Below are 14,967 nucleotides of genomic sequence, written 5' to 3' on the forward strand. Positions count from 1 at the left end.
ATGTTTTTATTAATAATTATTGAATCTTCCTGTGTGGGATTGGTCCCATTAAATTAGAGTAATAAGTCTATTTTTGGGATCGGTTTCATAAATTTTATGATACTGATTTCACTGTTTGAGCTGTAAGGAATATAAACCCCACTCAATTTATTTTTATAATCAATGAGTGTTGTTATGTCTCATATCCGTTTTTTCCCGCGTCATCGTTTGGCGCTTGCTTGCATGTTAGCGAGTGTTTCTAGCTTCTCTTTTGCCCAAAATCAGTGTGCTGTTGCTGATTTACAACAATCGCGTGATTTGGCCGCTGCCGTTTCTGGCGCTGAATATGATTGCTACCACGCTTGGTTCTCTGCGCCTTCAGCAACGCTGAATGATATTTATAGCGAAGCAAGTTTAAGTCGCATTCAAGTCGCGTTGGATCAAGAAATTGCACGCTATCGTGGTGAAGCAGAACAAGCTCGCGTTCTAGAAAATCTAGGCGAATTTATTCGTGCGGCGTATTACGTTCGTTACAACGCTGGCACTGGCACACCTGAGTTTTCAGAAGCATTGAGTCAGCGTTTTGCTCAGTCAACGAACCTGTTCCTTAACAACCCTCATGCTTTGGATCAAGGTCGCGAGCAAGTTGGTGCAATGAAGAGCCTGACTTTGATGGTTGATAACGTGAAGCAGTTGCCGCTGACCATGGATAGCATGATGGCAGCGTTGATGCACTTTAATCGTGACACCGCGAAAGACACCCAATGGGTTGATGGCCTGAACAACTTGTTCCGCTCTATGGCAGGTCACGCGGCGAACGATGCGTTCTACCGCTACATGGCAAACAACACTCACCATATTGATACGTTAGCGCGATTCGCTTCTGACAATGCATGGGCGTTAGACACAGATGCAAATTTCATCGTTTTCAATGCATTACGTGAAACTGGTCGTCTACTTGCGAGCCCAGATCAAGAAACCAAACGCAAAGCATTGGCTGTTATGCAGCAAGTGATGCAGCGTTACCCATTGGGCAGTGAGCACGACAAACTGTGGCTTGCCGCCGTTGAGATGATGAGTTACTACGCGCCTGAGGGTTTGAATGGTCTAAACCTAGAGCAAGCGAAGCAAGATCTAGCAGCACGCGTGATGCCACATCGTTTCGAATGTCAGGGACCTGCCATCATTCGCTCTGAAGATCTCACCGATGCTCAAGCTGCGAAAGCGTGTGAAGTGCTTGCTGCGAAAGAAGCAGACTTCCATCAAGTTGCGAATACTGGCAATCAACCAGTGTCGGATGACTTGAACGATCGTGTTGAAGTCGCGGTGTTTGCAAGCAACGACAGCTACGTTGATTACTCTTCATTCCTGTTTGGCAATACAACGGATAACGGTGGTCAGTACTTAGAGGGGACCCCGTCAAGAGCCGATAATACGGCGCGTTTCGTGGCTTATCGCTACGCGAATGGCGAAGATCTATCTATTTTGAACCTTGAGCACGAGTACACTCACTACTTGGATGCACGTTTCAACCAATACGGTTCATTCAGCGACAACTTAGCTCATGGTCATATCGTTTGGTGGCTGGAAGGCTTTGCGGAATACATGCATTACAAACAAGGTTACAAGGCCGCGATCGATCTGATCCCAAGTGGCAAACTGAGCCTTTCAACCGTGTTTGACACCACATACTCGCACGATAGTAACCGCATTTACCGTTGGGGCTACTTGGCGGTTCGCTTCATGCTAGAAAACCACCCTCAAGATGTAGAGAGCTTGTTGGCGTTGTCTCGTTCAGGTCAGTTTGCACAATGGGCGCAGCAGGTTACTGTGCTTGGTCAACAATACGATGCGGAATTTGAGCGTTGGTTGGATACGTTAGAAGCGGTAGTTGAACCGGAGCAACCAGGAACGGACCCAGAAGAGCCAAGCGAACCAACAGAACCTGAAGTGCAAGTGACGGAGCTGGCGGCGAACCAAAGCCTTCAACTGAGTGGCGAAGCATATAGCGAAAAACTGTTCTATGTTGACGTGCCTGCTAACACCGTTCGCTTTAATGTCTCTATTGAAGGAGCGGGTGATGCCGACCTTTACATGAGCTACAACAAAGTGGCGCATTACTACGACTTCGAAATGAGCCAGTACGCGGACGGTAGCAATGAAGAGATTCAATTTGCGCCAGAGCAAAATGGTTACGTTAAAGCAGGCCGTTACTACATCAGTTTAACAGGGCGTGATAGCTACGACTCCGTAAACCTTGTGGCTGCGTTAGAAGTTGAAGCGCAAACGCCACCAACACAAGTGCAAGACGATTTAGCTCCTGTGGTTTTGGAATCAGGAGAAGCGAAAGTGCTAACGGTTCATCAGCAGCGTTATGCCGCCGTTTATGTGCCTGAAGGCGTGAAAGAAGTACGCGTTTGGATGTCGAGCCAATCAAATGCGAACGACCCATACGGCGCTGGTAATGTGGACTTGTACGCAAGCCGCAAACACTGGCCGACAGCAGAGCAACACGAGTACGCATCAAACTATGCGGGCAGCAACGAATATCTTGCTATCCCAGTGACTGAAGCGGGCTATGTGCACTTTTCTCTTCAAGCCCCTCAACAAGGTGATGATGTAGAGATGTTGGTTTATTTCTTCTAATCGACGTTAAGTTAGTTTCGTAACACAAAAAAACACGCCGCCATTTTTGGCGGCGTGTTCGTTTTTCCTGCTTTTGGTTGTATTCAAACAGTGTTAAATACCAAACGTTTGCATGATTTCGAGATGTATCTGTCAATTTTTGTCGAAAGCGTCTCAATTTTGTGTTGGCATATCCTTCTCACATAATCTTTTTTAGCGCCGCGTTCTGTGACCTAGCTTCTGATTTGTGGTTTCTAAACGGATACAATATATATGCACCCCGTGCAATAAAATTAAAGGGAATGACATGAAAACGCTTATTTATGACACGTTGATTAGCCTTGCAAGCCAAGAACCAGAACAACATGCACGTATCCGACAAAACCTATATGAACAGTTGGATCTGCCGTTCGATAAGCAACTGGCTTTGTACTCTTGTGCCCTTGGGCCTGCGAGTTCAGGTAAGCTTGAGAGCAGTCAAGGTATCAACAACGCTGTGGATTGCGCCGTTAAACTTCTGGAAACACCAGAACGCTAATCTACTTCGTTGTCTTTATCACGGCCCAATACCCCAAGGGCCGTTTTTGTTTCTGCGTTTCCTCAACACACTTTTCGACGCCAATCCCTTCTCACCAAACGTGATCTAGTTGCCAGTTTGCTTTTCTTAACTATTTGTTACGTCAACGCATTTTATAACCTACTCATTTACAGCGAGTGGGTTAGGGCGTACATAAGGTTTTGTTGCTTGGAGTTTGTGTTTGGATTTTATATAAATAAAAACAATGACTTATTTTTGTTTTGTTTGCGGATGGCAAGAGCTGTCATCGACTGGAGGAGATTCACAGACTCTCATTGTGCTAGGCAGGGCGTATCTACGCCTCGATTTTCAGCCTTGAGTTAAGCGCAAAAGGGTGAGGGCGTATCGCGAATAGCTTTTATAATTTCGACTATTGAGTTCATTCACACAAAACAACCAAACAAGTAATCGTGAGTGGAAACGAGTAGGAGAACAACATGAGTGGCTTACAGGAAACGCAATCAGCAGGTGCAAACGTGATTTTGCACGCCTTTGATTGGAAGTACGCTGACATTGCCCAACGAGCAAATGAAATCCACGAGCTAGGTTATGGCTCGGTGCTGGTTTCGCCACCAATGAAAAGCGCCCACGATGAACGTTGGTGGCAGCGCTATCAACCACAAGATTACCGTGTTATCGACAACGCGCTCGGTGACACCCAAGACTTCATCTATATGGTTCGCGAGCTCGAACGCGTAGGCGTTTTGGTATACGCCGATGTGGTGTTTAACCACATGGCTAACGAAGCACATTTACGCCGTGATCTGCAATATCCTCGTCAGGACGTATTAGATCAATACCGACAAGACGAACATAAATATCAGTCTTTAAAGCTTTTCGGCGATTTATCCAAACCGCTATTTAGCGAAGAAGATTTTGTTGAAGCGTTTGGTATCAAAGACTGGAAAGATAAATGGCAGGTCCAAAATGGCCGAATTACAGGTGGGCCAACCGATCCTGGTTTACCAACCCTTCGCGTTTGTGAACATGTTGTCGAGCAGCAGCGAGCTTACTTAAAAGCATTGAAAGCGATAGGTGTGAAAGGCTTCCGTATTGATGCCGCGAAGCACATGACGCTTGAACACTTAAAACGCGTATGGACAGACGACATAACCCAAGACGTGCATATTTTTGGGGAAATCATTACCGATGGCGGTGCAACAGAAGAAGAGTATCAACTGTTTCTTGAGCCGTATTTACAAGAAACCCGTTTAGGTGCGTATGATTTCCCGCTGTTTTCGACCATCTTTAAAGCATTTTCAAAAAAAGGCAGTTTCAAGTCTCTGATTGACCCTTACTGTTTTGGCCAAGCGCTTTCAAACGGTCGAGCCATCACTTTTGTGGTGACGCATGATATTCCCAACAACGACGTCTTTCTCGATTTGATAATGGATGAAGAGGATGAGTGGATCGCTTATGCCTACATTCTTGGTCGCGATGGCGGCGTGCCTTTGGTTTATACCGATTTGGATACCAGCGGCATTAAGAACAAAAACGGAAAGCCAAGATGGAAAGACGCTTGGAATGATCCTCGTATGGCGAAGATGATCGCGTTCCATAATGTGACTCATGGCGAATCAATGACGGTACTGGAAGGGAATGACGATATGCTAGTGCTAAAACGCGGAGAGAAAGGCATTGTAGTGCTAAACAAATCCACGCGCGCACAATCGCTATCGCTAAAGACAGAGTGTGATTGGTTCGATTTGATGTCAGATCAAAGCGTTAAAGCCGGGATAGAACTGAAGGTTCCGGCAAAGTCGTTCATGTTATTGGTGCAAAAATAAAAGCGGCGACAGAAGACAATAAAAATGAGCTCAATAGGAGCTCGTTTTTATATGAATCGTCAAAGCCGTTATTGGCATTCATTCACGCAACATTCGGCACGAAGAAAGTCGATGACATCGTCCAAACATTCGTATTCAGCAACACAAAAAAGAATACGGCCTTCACGGCGCTGAGTAATGAGTCCTGCAGAGGCTAAACTGGAAATATGATGAGAAAGTGTGGATGCAGGAATACCGAGTTTTTCTTGCACACCGCCTACCGCAATGCCTTTGTAGCCCGCTTTAACGACTTCTTTATAAATGCATAGACGGGTAGGGTGCCCTAATTCTTTTAATGCTTTAGCGACGGCTTCTAGCTCCATACTGACCTCTAAACTGACCAACGTTAAATGTGTTTCGATAATAGGGAAACTCGCCTTGAATGCCAACTTTTCTGGTTTGACTCTGTGTGATTTCAGGCGAGTTTCATACCGACTCATACTGTGATGACAAAAATTGTCTCCTCCAATGAGACAGATCAATCTTCATTATTATTTCACCCCACGTTCAAACTTCCTCTCCTACACTCTTTGATGAGTTGTCAGTTGGCAGAACAAGGAGGCGGCCATGATTGCAGTTCATCGAGATTATTGTTTGTCTAGCAGTTCAGAGTTACACGCGCACGTTAAAGTAAACCCTGTTGGAAGATTGGAAGTTGAAATTATCGAACTTGAAGAGCGTCATACGACCGAGTTTGATGATTTATCTTTTGAAAGTCGTGGGTGTGAAACTCGAATTTGTGGCAAAGAAGACGCAACCCCGTGGCAGTTCAATCTTGCAGTTACCGACGCGTTAGAGCTTTCTCATTTAGTTGAAGAAGCGAATGAAGAGTATGAGATTTTGATGAATGACCTCATGTAGCTTTCATTATGGATGAAAGTCACTGTGGTGATTTAGGGCGGCGTGCTGACGTACAACCGACAAAAAACCTCCCAATGGTGGGAGGTTTTTGTATTTCTGTTTTTGCGTTAAATCGCTTCTTCTTTTGGTGGCGTAATATCTTGCACGTTTTCACCGTCAAAGTTTTCAGCGTAACCTTTTGGCGGTGGCGTCCAGCCTCGCTCAGAACGCGATAACTTATCGTGACGATCTTTGCGCATCTCTTCCGCCATTTTCTCTTCGAGCTGGATGAATAGCTCGCGGAAGTTGTTATCGAAGCGCTCACCTTCCGAATCATCTTCCCACGCTTGATATAACATTTCAGATTTACGAGCTTCTACGCGCTTGTAAGTGTCTTTTTGCTGTTCAACAAAGAATGGGTGAATGCCCAACGCTTTCATGGCATGTCCACCCATTTCCAGTGCCGAGTGATAAGTTTCCGATTCGATCACATCGGCGCCAGCTTGACGCAGCAAGTAACCATGACCGCGGTCGAAAGCGCGTGCGATGATTTTCACTTTCGGGTAGGTGTGCTTCACGTATTTCACCAGTTCCACACTCGATTCTTGGTTATCAATCGCGACGACCAACGCAGCCGCATGCTCGATACCTGCCGTGTGCAGCATATCTGGTCGGGTAGCGTCACCAAAATAGGCACGAGTGCCAATCTGGCGCATGTTATCGACTTGGTTGGCTTGATGGTCAAGCACTACCGTTGTTACGCCGTTTGATACTAATAGGCGATTCACAATCTGACCAAAGCGGCCAATACCAGCAATGATGACTGTGCCAGTTTCTTCAATCGTATCGCTTTCGCGTTCATTCGATTGGGTTTCAAAGCGAGGCAAAATCACCCGATCAAACAAAATGAACAAGCCCGGGGTCAGGAACATTGAAATCGCAACGACCAGTGCAAGAGTTTGCGAGAGTTCAAACGGAATGACGTGGTTTTGCACAGAGAAGCTTAGCAACACAAAACCAAATTCACCCGCTTGAGCCAAGCTTAGGGTAAACAGCCAGCGGTTGCTGCCTTTCACTCTAAATATCAGCGCGAGAATAAACAGCACCAAGGCTTTCAATACCATCACGCCAATGGTCAGCGCCATGATCAGCCAGAAATCACCAAATAGAACCGAGAAGTTGATTCCCGCGCCAACGGTAATAAAGAACAGACCTAGCAATAAACCTTTAAATGGTTCGATGTTGGACTCTAACTCGTGGCGGAATTCACTGTTTGCCAATACAACGCCAGCCAAGAAGGTTCCAAGCGCAGGAGACAAGCCCACTAAACTCATCAGCGCAGCGATGCCAATCACCAGCATGAGCGCGGTCGCCGTAAAGATTTCGCGCAAACCAGAGCTCGCCACGTACTTAAGTAACGGGCGGCTTAAAAAGTGTCCGCCAACCACAACAATTGCAATCGATGCAGTGATGACAATTCCGTATGCCCAGCCCGGCAAATCGGCCACGAGGTTTAAATCGTCATGATGCTGCGCAGCAGTTTGAACGGCATTTTGTGCTTGTTCGACTAACTCCGGCAGGGCCAACAATGGAATAAAGGCCAACATCGGGATAACAGCGATATCTTGAAAGAGCAGAACAGAAAACGCGTTTTTACCACCTTCTGTTTTGGTTAGCCCTTTTTCGCTAAAGGTTTGCAGCACAATGGCGGTTGATGACAGCGCAAAAATTAGGCCAATCGCCAGAGCAATCGTCCAAGGTTGCTCAAAGTACAAGGCGATACCCATAATCGCGGCGACAGTGCCGCCAACTTGCAAGCCACCTAACCCCATCAAGCGATTACGCATCGCCCACAGCATTTTAGGTTCGAGTTCTAAACCAACAAGAAACAGCATCATTACAACGCCAAATTCCGCAAAATGTTGGATCGTTGTGGTCTCTTCGCCTACTAGGCCGATGATTGGGCCAATCACCACGCCGGCAATTAGGTAGCCCAGTACAGAGCCTAAACCTAAGCGTTTTGCTAACGGAACCGCGATAACGGCGGCTACAAGGTACACAAAGGCTTGTAAGAATATTCCTGTCATGACGCCTCCTTGATGAGCTTCGGCAATGCACTGTTAAGTTTAATGAGCGAAGCGGCGGCCTCGACATCCAATCGGTCTTCGACCAGTGCCGTTAAGAGCTTTTTATAGCGTTCAATATGGCGCGGGATACGACCTTCTTCGGCTGCGGTACGCGAACCAAACAAAGCAAGAGGCGCAATATAGTGCATGCCCGTGAGTGCGGACATTTGCTCGATAGGAGCGAGCAGTTCCCGAATCGTAAAATGGTTGTAGCCTTCGGCTTTGTAGGCTTCTTCTTTGCCGCCGGCAGAAAGCACGCACAGCATGGTTTTGCCTTGCAGTTCGGTTCCTTCGGTGCCATATGCAAAGCCGTATTCCAACACCAAATCTTGCCATTCTTTCAAAATCGCTGGTGTTGAGTACCAGTAAAGCGGGAATTGGAAAATCACCACATCATGTTCACGAAGGCGTTGTTGTTCTCGGTCGATATTGATGTTGAAACGAGGGTACTCACCGTACAAGTCAACGCATGTCACGCCTTCGATTTTTTGAGCTTCTTTGAAAAGTGGAGTATTCACTTCTGAACGATGCTGGGAAGGATGAGCAAAGAGAATCAGTACTTTTTTATTTGTCATAGGGATCCTTGCTTTCAGCATGGCCTTATCCGAATGGAGAAGGTGGGTGAAGAGACTGACGTGCTATGTCCGTCTCGGTCAGTTACAAAATGTAACGCATAAACGTTAACCTATCTACCATGTAGGAATAGATAAACTGATGATGTATTAATAAAAAACCACCAAACAAGTTGGTGGTTTTATAAAATGAGACAAGTTCTCTGAGCCCGTGGGGCTATTTCATGATCACGCCAATTTATTCGTGAATAGGCACCACTAAAATATCAACGGGTGATTTGTTGATTAGGTGTCTTGAGTAAGAAATGATCTTGCTCCAGAAATCTTGGTGGTGACCACAAATCAACAGATCCACTTCTTGTTCTTTAATGGTGACTTCCAATTTATCAGCTAAATCACCTGTGCCTACAAAGAAGTGTTTAAGTGGGTAGTCCATGTAATCACTGAATGTTCTTAAACATTCCATTGAATGCTCATTCAACGGCCTTTGATCCGGGTTCTCTTTAATGTCTACAAGCTCGCGATAGATTTCTCCGTGCGTACCATCAATATGGATAAAGGAGATATCGGAGTCGAGATAGTTTGCCATTGATACCGCTCTGTCGATAAGCACGGTGCTTTCATCTGACAGTTCCAGTGCAACAAGGATATGTTTGTATTTCATAACCACGCCCTTATGTGGATTATCTTTACCCTAAGCATAGTATGGCTTGGGCAAAAATTGTGTTGATAAGATCTCGAAATTGTTCAAAGTTTTGTTAAAAAGTTAATACGATATAACAACTTGCTGTGAAACTTTCTCTTTGTACTCATTTGGTTAGAAAGCTTGCGTTTTGAACAAAAAAGCCGCTACACTTTGCGTATCATTTCTCTAGGAGATTACGCCAACATGAAGAACTAAACCTGTCATCCATATTTTTACTTATTTTTTGGATCTGCAGGGTTAGTAGGCGTAGCTCACTTTCCGATATTTCTTTGCAACAAGACGACTTTCTGATTTGACGTTTATCGTCGAGCTTTACATAGAGCTTAATACGTTTGTGCACGCGTTTTGTTGCAATCTCAAATCATAGCTACGGCTGTTGTCCCTGTCATACAGGAGGCAAATTATGCCAGTTTTACAAGCTTTTAATGTTAGCCATCAGTTTGATAATGGCGAGACGCTATTTCAGTCTATTTCTTGTTCCATGACTAAACGACGTGTTGGTTTGATTGGGCGCAATGGCATCGGTAAGTCGCTTTTGGCTTCCATTTTGGCAGGCGAAACTCAGCCAGCCAGCGGTGTTGTGACTTCTCCCTCTTCTTTCATGATGTATCGCCAGCAGCCGTCTGATCTGCTTTCAGGTCAGCAATCGATCGCCCAGTTTCTGGGAACAGACTCGGTCTTGCATGCTTTGAAGCAGATTGAACAAGGTGATGTTTCTGAGCATTGGTTCGAACTGGTTGGCGAACAGTGGGGTATTGAACTGAAACTCAAACAGCAGCTTGCTGCGATGGGCTTGCCGCAAGACCCTGATTTCTCTTGTGCTCGGCTCAGTGGTGGTCAGTTGGCGCGTTTGCAGTTATGGCAGTTGTTTGAAAACGAAACGGAACTTTTGATTCTCGATGAGCCATCCAATCACCTCGATACCGAGGCGAAACAATGGCTGATAGAGTCTATGACTCATTTCGGCGGCGCGATTTTACTCATTAGTCACGATCGTGAGCTGCTGCGAGCAATGGAGGAAATTTGGGAACTATCGGCCCTAGGTTTACAGGTTTTTGGTGGAGATTACGATGTGTATGCCGAGCAAAAACGCACTGAACTGCAAGCGGTCGAGAGGCAGTTAGCGCAAGTCGATAAACAGAAAAAACGATTAGCCGAGCAAGCCCAGAAAAATCGCGAAAAAGCAGACCAACGCGCCGCGCAAGGGAACAAACTGCGCAAAGACGGCAGTCAGCCCAAAATTTTGCTTGATGGAAAAAAGGATAGCGCGACCGCCAGCGCCTCAAATCGCAATAAGAATGAGCAACTCAGACAAGCGCATTTACAAGCCAAAGAACAGGCGTTGCTATCGCGACATGAGCAGCTCAAAGCGCAAAAGCTTTATCTTGCAGATAATCCGAACCGTTCGCGAAAAGTGTTGTCGATACAAGAAGGTATATTGCCTTTTGGGGATTCTACTCCTATCACTTTGCAGATTTTTGCGAACGATAAAGTCCATCTCAGAGGGAAAAATGGCTGCGGAAAGTCAACCTTGTTAAAGACGTTGCTTGGCGAGTTGTCGTTGCTGAGTGGTGAGCTGCAAGTGAATACACCCTTGTATTATCTCGACCAACACTTTGGCGCAGTGAATCCAAATCTTTCGTTACTTGAGAACGTAATGGAGACCTGCCAAGAGATGACGGAAAGTGAAGCGAGAACCTTATTGGCGGGGATCGGTTTTCGTCGAGACGCTGTGTTTCGGTTGGGATGCATACTCAGTGGTGGCGAGAAGATGAAGCTCGCAATGCTGATCGTCAGCCATCAACACTCCCAGCCTTTGCTGCTGCTTGATGAGCCAGATAATCATCTCGATCTCGAGTCAAAAATAATGCTTAGTCAGGCGTTAAATACATACAAAGGTGGATTTGTTCTGATTAGTCACGACCAAGATTTCGCTTCTGAGTCTGGGGTTTTGCGTCAAATCGAACTGAATTAAACGAAAGAGAGTAAACGCCATCGTAGCTCTTCAGCGTTGTTCCTAAGCTCTACACCGCCACTTACCGATATGTAGAATTGGCGGGAAATGAGGGAGTTAGGATGGCTTTCACAACTCGTTTAATGAAATTAGATTCATTTTGTCGATATATAGTAGAGTTCTGATGTATTGCACAAAAAGACAACAGAAAAATAAAAAGGAATTTCATGAAAAAGAACACCCTAGCATTCGCAACGGCTCTCGCACTCGGAAGTGTGTTGTCTGTGGCGCATGCAAATGAAGCGGCGCAGTCGTCGGTTGAACAGGTAAACCCGAAAGCCATCACGTACCCAACCACACAAAAAGTGGATGTTGTCGATGACTACTTTGGTACAAAAGTGAGTGATCCTTATCGCTGGTTGGAAGACGATCTCAGCCCAGAAACCGCAGAATGGGTGAAGGCACAAAATGCAGTGACGTTTGATTATCTGTCGAAAATCCCTTACCGCAAGCAGATTGAAGAGCGCATTACTAAGCTCATGGATTACGAAAAACAAAGCCAACCGTTCAAAGAGGGTGAGTTCACTTACTTCTACAAAAATGACGGGTTACAAAACCAAGACGTGCTTTATCGGCAGCTAGGTGATGGTGAAGCAGAAATTTTCCTCGATCCAAATACTTTTAGTGAAGATGGCACCACATCGTTAGCGGGAGTGAGCTTTTCACGAGATGGATCTTTAGTTGCATACAGCATTTCGGAAGGCGGTAGCGATTGGCGAAAAGTCATAGTTCTAGAGACAGAAACCAAAAAGCCCGTCGGCGAAACGCTGGTGGATATTAAGTTCAGCGACATCAGTTGGCTCGGCAATCAAGGCTTCTATTACTCAAGTTATGACAAGCCACAGGGGAGTGAACTCTCCGCGAAGACAGATCAACACAAGCTCTACTTTCATACCCTTGGAACAAAACAAAGTGAAGACCAGCTGATTTTCGGCGGGTTTGAGGAAGAGAAATACCGTTATGTTGGCGGTTATACGTCGGATGATGAACGCTACTTGTTTATCTCAGCCAGCGTATCGACATCGGGGAACAAACTGTTCTTTAAAGATCTGAGTAAGCCAAACAGCCCGCTTAAAACCATTTTAGATAACACCAGCTCTGATACTTGGGTGATAGACAACCAAGGCACGAAACTGTACTTGGTTACGAACCTTAATGCGCCGAACAAACGCGTCGTGACGGTGGATGCGAGTCAGCCGCAGCCCAAAAACTGGAAAGATTTGATTCCTGAAACAAAGAATGTGTTACGCGTTTCTACCGCGGGTGGCAATTTGTTTGCGAGTTATATTGTTGATGCGATCTCGATGGTGAAGCAATACGACATGAACGGCAAACTCATCCGAGAAATCAAATTGCCTGATATTGGCAGCGCATACGGTTTCTCGGGTAAAAAAGAAGAAACCGAAGTCTACTATTCTTTCACCAACTACAAGATGCCAAGCACTACGTATCGTCTGAACATCAAAGATGGTGATAGCGAGGTGTACTACAAATCTAAAGCGCCATTTGATCCAGCTTTGTATGAATCTCGCCAGGTGTTTTACACCTCAAAAGACGGAACAAAAGTGCCGATGATCATCACCTATAAAAAAGGGACACCGATGGACGGCAGCGCACCAACCATCCTATATGGTTATGGTGGTTTCAACATTAGCCTCACACCATCTTTTAGCCCGACACGTGCGGCTTGGCTGGAGCTTGGTGGTGTTTACGCGGTAGCAAACATTCGTGGCGGTGGGGAGTATGGTAAAGAGTGGCACAACGCTGGCATTCAAATGCAAAAGCAAAATGTGTTTGATGACTTTATTGCGGCGGCTGAATACCTAATTGATGAAAAGGTAACGTCATCAAACAAGTTAGCCATTAACGGTGGATCGAATGGTGGCTTGTTAGTGGGGGCTGTTATGACGCAACGTCCAGAGTTGTTTAAAGTGGCGCTGCCAGCAGTCGGCGTACTGGACATGCTGCGTTATCATACTTTTACCGCAGGTGCTGGTTGGGCGTATGACTACGGTACGGCAGAGCAAAGTAAAGAGATGTTCCAATATCTGAAAGATTATTCGCCAGTGCACAATGTAAAGGCGGGGGTGGAATACCCAGCAACATTGATTACAACGGGTGATCATGATGATCGTGTTGTTCCTGCTCACTCTTACAAATTTGCTGCTGAGTTGCAGTCAAAACAGGCGGGTTCAAATCCGACCTTGATTCGCATCGAAACCAATGCAGGGCATGGTGCTGGCACACCAACGCGTAAAATAATTGAGACAAATGCAGATATTTATAGCTTTGCACTGTTCAATATGGGGATAGAGAAACTGCAATAGTGCGAATCGTTTGCGTTTTTAGTTAACGAAATTCATCGGTGCTTTTGCACTCGAAAATAAAAGGGAATCACAGAGTGTGATTTCCTTTCAATTTATTGTGGAGTAACTATTCTAAATTGACCTCAAGGCTAATTAAATTAAGGTATTTGCAATTTATTACAACTCTCTTCTTTACCTGAAGAGTAATTTTCGATACAAATAAAAATTGATCGCGATCACCTAAAACCATTGCACTCCTTATTTATATGGTAAATTTAATTAATCATTTATTCTAATGATAATTGAATTTTCATAAGTTTTAATATTCCCTTCTTCGTAAAGATTACCAAATTTCAAGTTATATAAGATATAAGTAGCAGTGATTGAACTTTTACGACGCTTTATTTTATTTTAATTAAAACGTCTAATGTTTCGTCATTATTAAATTTGCTTTGATAATTTATATTATCCAAAGCGAGTTGTGTTGCTTACTATTTATGATGACCTCACGACGTGAATAATTTTATAATCATTAAAATGGATACAGTTTTATGAATTTAGTGAAACCGTCTGTTGTTATCATGGCAGCAGCCCTTCAACTCGCGTCTTCTGCTTATGCTCAGACAAATAATGACGAAGAACTACAAGATATGTCTGACCCACTTGCGGTTTACACCCAAGCGGGCTTTGGTATTACTGACAAAGGCGCGAACATCAAAATCGGTCAAACTTACCAATCTAGCCAGCCTGGCACCATGGCGATGAACATCATCGAAATGAAAGGCATTGGTGGTGAGCTATTTGGCATTCGCGACAATGACGATCCAATGTATGCCAATGTTGATGACAGCATTGACTCTTTCCGACTACGTAATTTCCAAGTAGAAGTCGCAAAAGGTCTAGGCCGTCAATTGGATGTAAACTACGATGTTGATAACGATAAATTAGATGCATCTTACAGCTTTATTCAAGGCCTACCTAAGTTTGGTATGTTGCAGCTATTTCCTTTGGCTGGTGCGGGTGTCACTATTGCTAATGATTTTAGTGGTGATGACAAAGGTTATGAAATTCCAGGTATTTTCACCGTTGTCGGTATGTACTCAAAAATTGAATTAACCGATAAAATCTGGATTAACTACAACCCAATGTATATGCATACACTGTCAGGGTCTAGTCAATATAAAGATACTTATTACGCGGGTGAAGATAATATCTTAACTCATGAGTTTGCGTTGTCTTATCAAATTAATCCTCGCGCAAATATTCGTTACTTTGCAAACTGGAATGAGCACGTTAATTTCGGTGATGGTGATCACCGTATCGAATTTAACTACCAATTCTAACTCCCTCGTTTATTTCCAGAATGGAAAGTGTGTTTATCCATATATTTAAATAT

At 44.8% G+C, this 14,967-nt stretch carries 11 protein-coding genes; 7 read left to right on the top strand and 4 right to left on the bottom strand.

Annotation, left to right across the window (positions count from 1 at the left end; translation table 11 throughout):
- Positions 1-174: 174 nt before the first annotated feature.
- The 3 genes from DYB02_RS22505 (at position 175) to DYB02_RS22515 (ending at position 4,968) form a co-directional block, all read left to right on the top strand.
- Positions 175-2,625 (top strand): M9 family metallopeptidase, encoded by a 2,451-nt coding sequence (locus DYB02_RS22505; protein WP_029805766.1) that lies wholly within the window; start codon positions 175-177, stop codon positions 2,623-2,625.
- A 286-nt stretch (positions 2,626-2,911) separates the two neighbouring features.
- Positions 2,912-3,142, top strand: a complete 231-nt coding sequence (locus tag DYB02_RS22510) for a PAS factor family protein (RefSeq protein WP_005479230.1) — start codon at positions 2,912-2,914, stop codon at positions 3,140-3,142.
- 476 nt (positions 3,143-3,618) lie between these two features.
- Positions 3,619-4,968 carry an alpha-amylase family protein gene (locus tag DYB02_RS22515; RefSeq protein ID WP_021486949.1) on the top strand — a complete coding sequence of 450 codons (1,350 nt, stop codon included), beginning with the start codon at positions 3,619-3,621 and terminating at the stop codon, positions 4,966-4,968.
- Between the two features lie 68 nt (positions 4,969-5,036).
- On the opposite strand, the gene DYB02_RS25785 is transcribed toward DYB02_RS22515, so the two are convergent.
- A complete protein-coding gene (locus tag DYB02_RS25785; protein ID WP_005459687.1) occupies positions 5,037-5,330 on the bottom strand; it encodes an ArsR/SmtB family transcription factor in 294 nt (97 codons plus the stop codon).
- Positions 5,331-5,574: 244 nt separating this feature from the next.
- Here DYB02_RS25785 and DYB02_RS22525 point away from each other — a divergent pair, with 244 nt between their 5' ends.
- Positions 5,575-5,868, top strand: coding sequence for a hypothetical protein (locus tag DYB02_RS22525; RefSeq protein WP_005459692.1), 294 nt, complete (start codon positions 5,575-5,577; stop codon positions 5,866-5,868).
- Positions 5,869-5,975: 107 nt separating this feature from the next.
- Here DYB02_RS22525 and DYB02_RS22530 read toward each other — a convergent pair whose 3' ends face one another.
- The 3 genes from DYB02_RS22530 to DYB02_RS22540 all read right to left on the bottom strand — a co-directional run bounded on the left by DYB02_RS22530 (position 5,976) and on the right by DYB02_RS22540 (position 9,209).
- Positions 5,976-7,934, bottom strand: coding sequence for a monovalent cation:proton antiporter-2 (CPA2) family protein (locus tag DYB02_RS22530; protein ID WP_005479240.1), 1,959 nt, complete (start codon positions 7,932-7,934; stop codon positions 5,976-5,978).
- Positions 7,931-8,548, bottom strand: coding sequence for an NAD(P)H-dependent oxidoreductase (locus DYB02_RS22535; RefSeq protein WP_029804080.1), 618 nt, complete (start codon positions 8,546-8,548; stop codon positions 7,931-7,933). Before DYB02_RS22535 ends, DYB02_RS22530 begins: the two co-directional genes overlap by 4 nt.
- 235 nt (positions 8,549-8,783) lie before the next feature.
- Positions 8,784-9,209 (bottom strand): universal stress protein, encoded by a 426-nt coding sequence (locus tag DYB02_RS22540; RefSeq protein ID WP_005459700.1) that lies wholly within the window; start codon positions 9,207-9,209, stop codon positions 8,784-8,786.
- 445 nt (positions 9,210-9,654) lie between these two features.
- On the opposite strand from DYB02_RS22540, the gene DYB02_RS22545 reads away from it, so the two are divergent.
- The 3 genes from DYB02_RS22545 (at position 9,655) to DYB02_RS22555 (ending at position 14,914) form a co-directional block, all read left to right on the top strand.
- Positions 9,655-11,226 carry an ATP-binding cassette domain-containing protein gene (locus DYB02_RS22545; RefSeq protein WP_029804079.1) on the top strand — a complete coding sequence of 524 codons (1,572 nt, stop codon included), beginning with the start codon at positions 9,655-9,657 and terminating at the stop codon, positions 11,224-11,226.
- A 206-nt stretch (positions 11,227-11,432) separates the two neighbouring features.
- Complete coding sequence (locus DYB02_RS22550; RefSeq protein ID WP_029804077.1) at positions 11,433-13,592, top strand: prolyl oligopeptidase family serine peptidase; 2,160 nt, start codon at positions 11,433-11,435, stop codon at positions 13,590-13,592.
- 530 nt (positions 13,593-14,122) lie between these two features.
- On the top strand, positions 14,123-14,914 hold the full coding sequence (locus tag DYB02_RS22555) for a hypothetical protein (RefSeq protein WP_029804075.1): 792 nt from the start codon (positions 14,123-14,125) through the stop codon (positions 14,912-14,914).
- The last annotated feature ends 53 nt before the right edge of the window (positions 14,915-14,967 follow it).

Origin of the sequence: Vibrio parahaemolyticus, from assembly GCF_900460535.1 — a bacterium.
GTDB classification, from domain to species: domain Bacteria; phylum Pseudomonadota; class Gammaproteobacteria; order Enterobacterales; family Vibrionaceae; genus Vibrio; species Vibrio parahaemolyticus.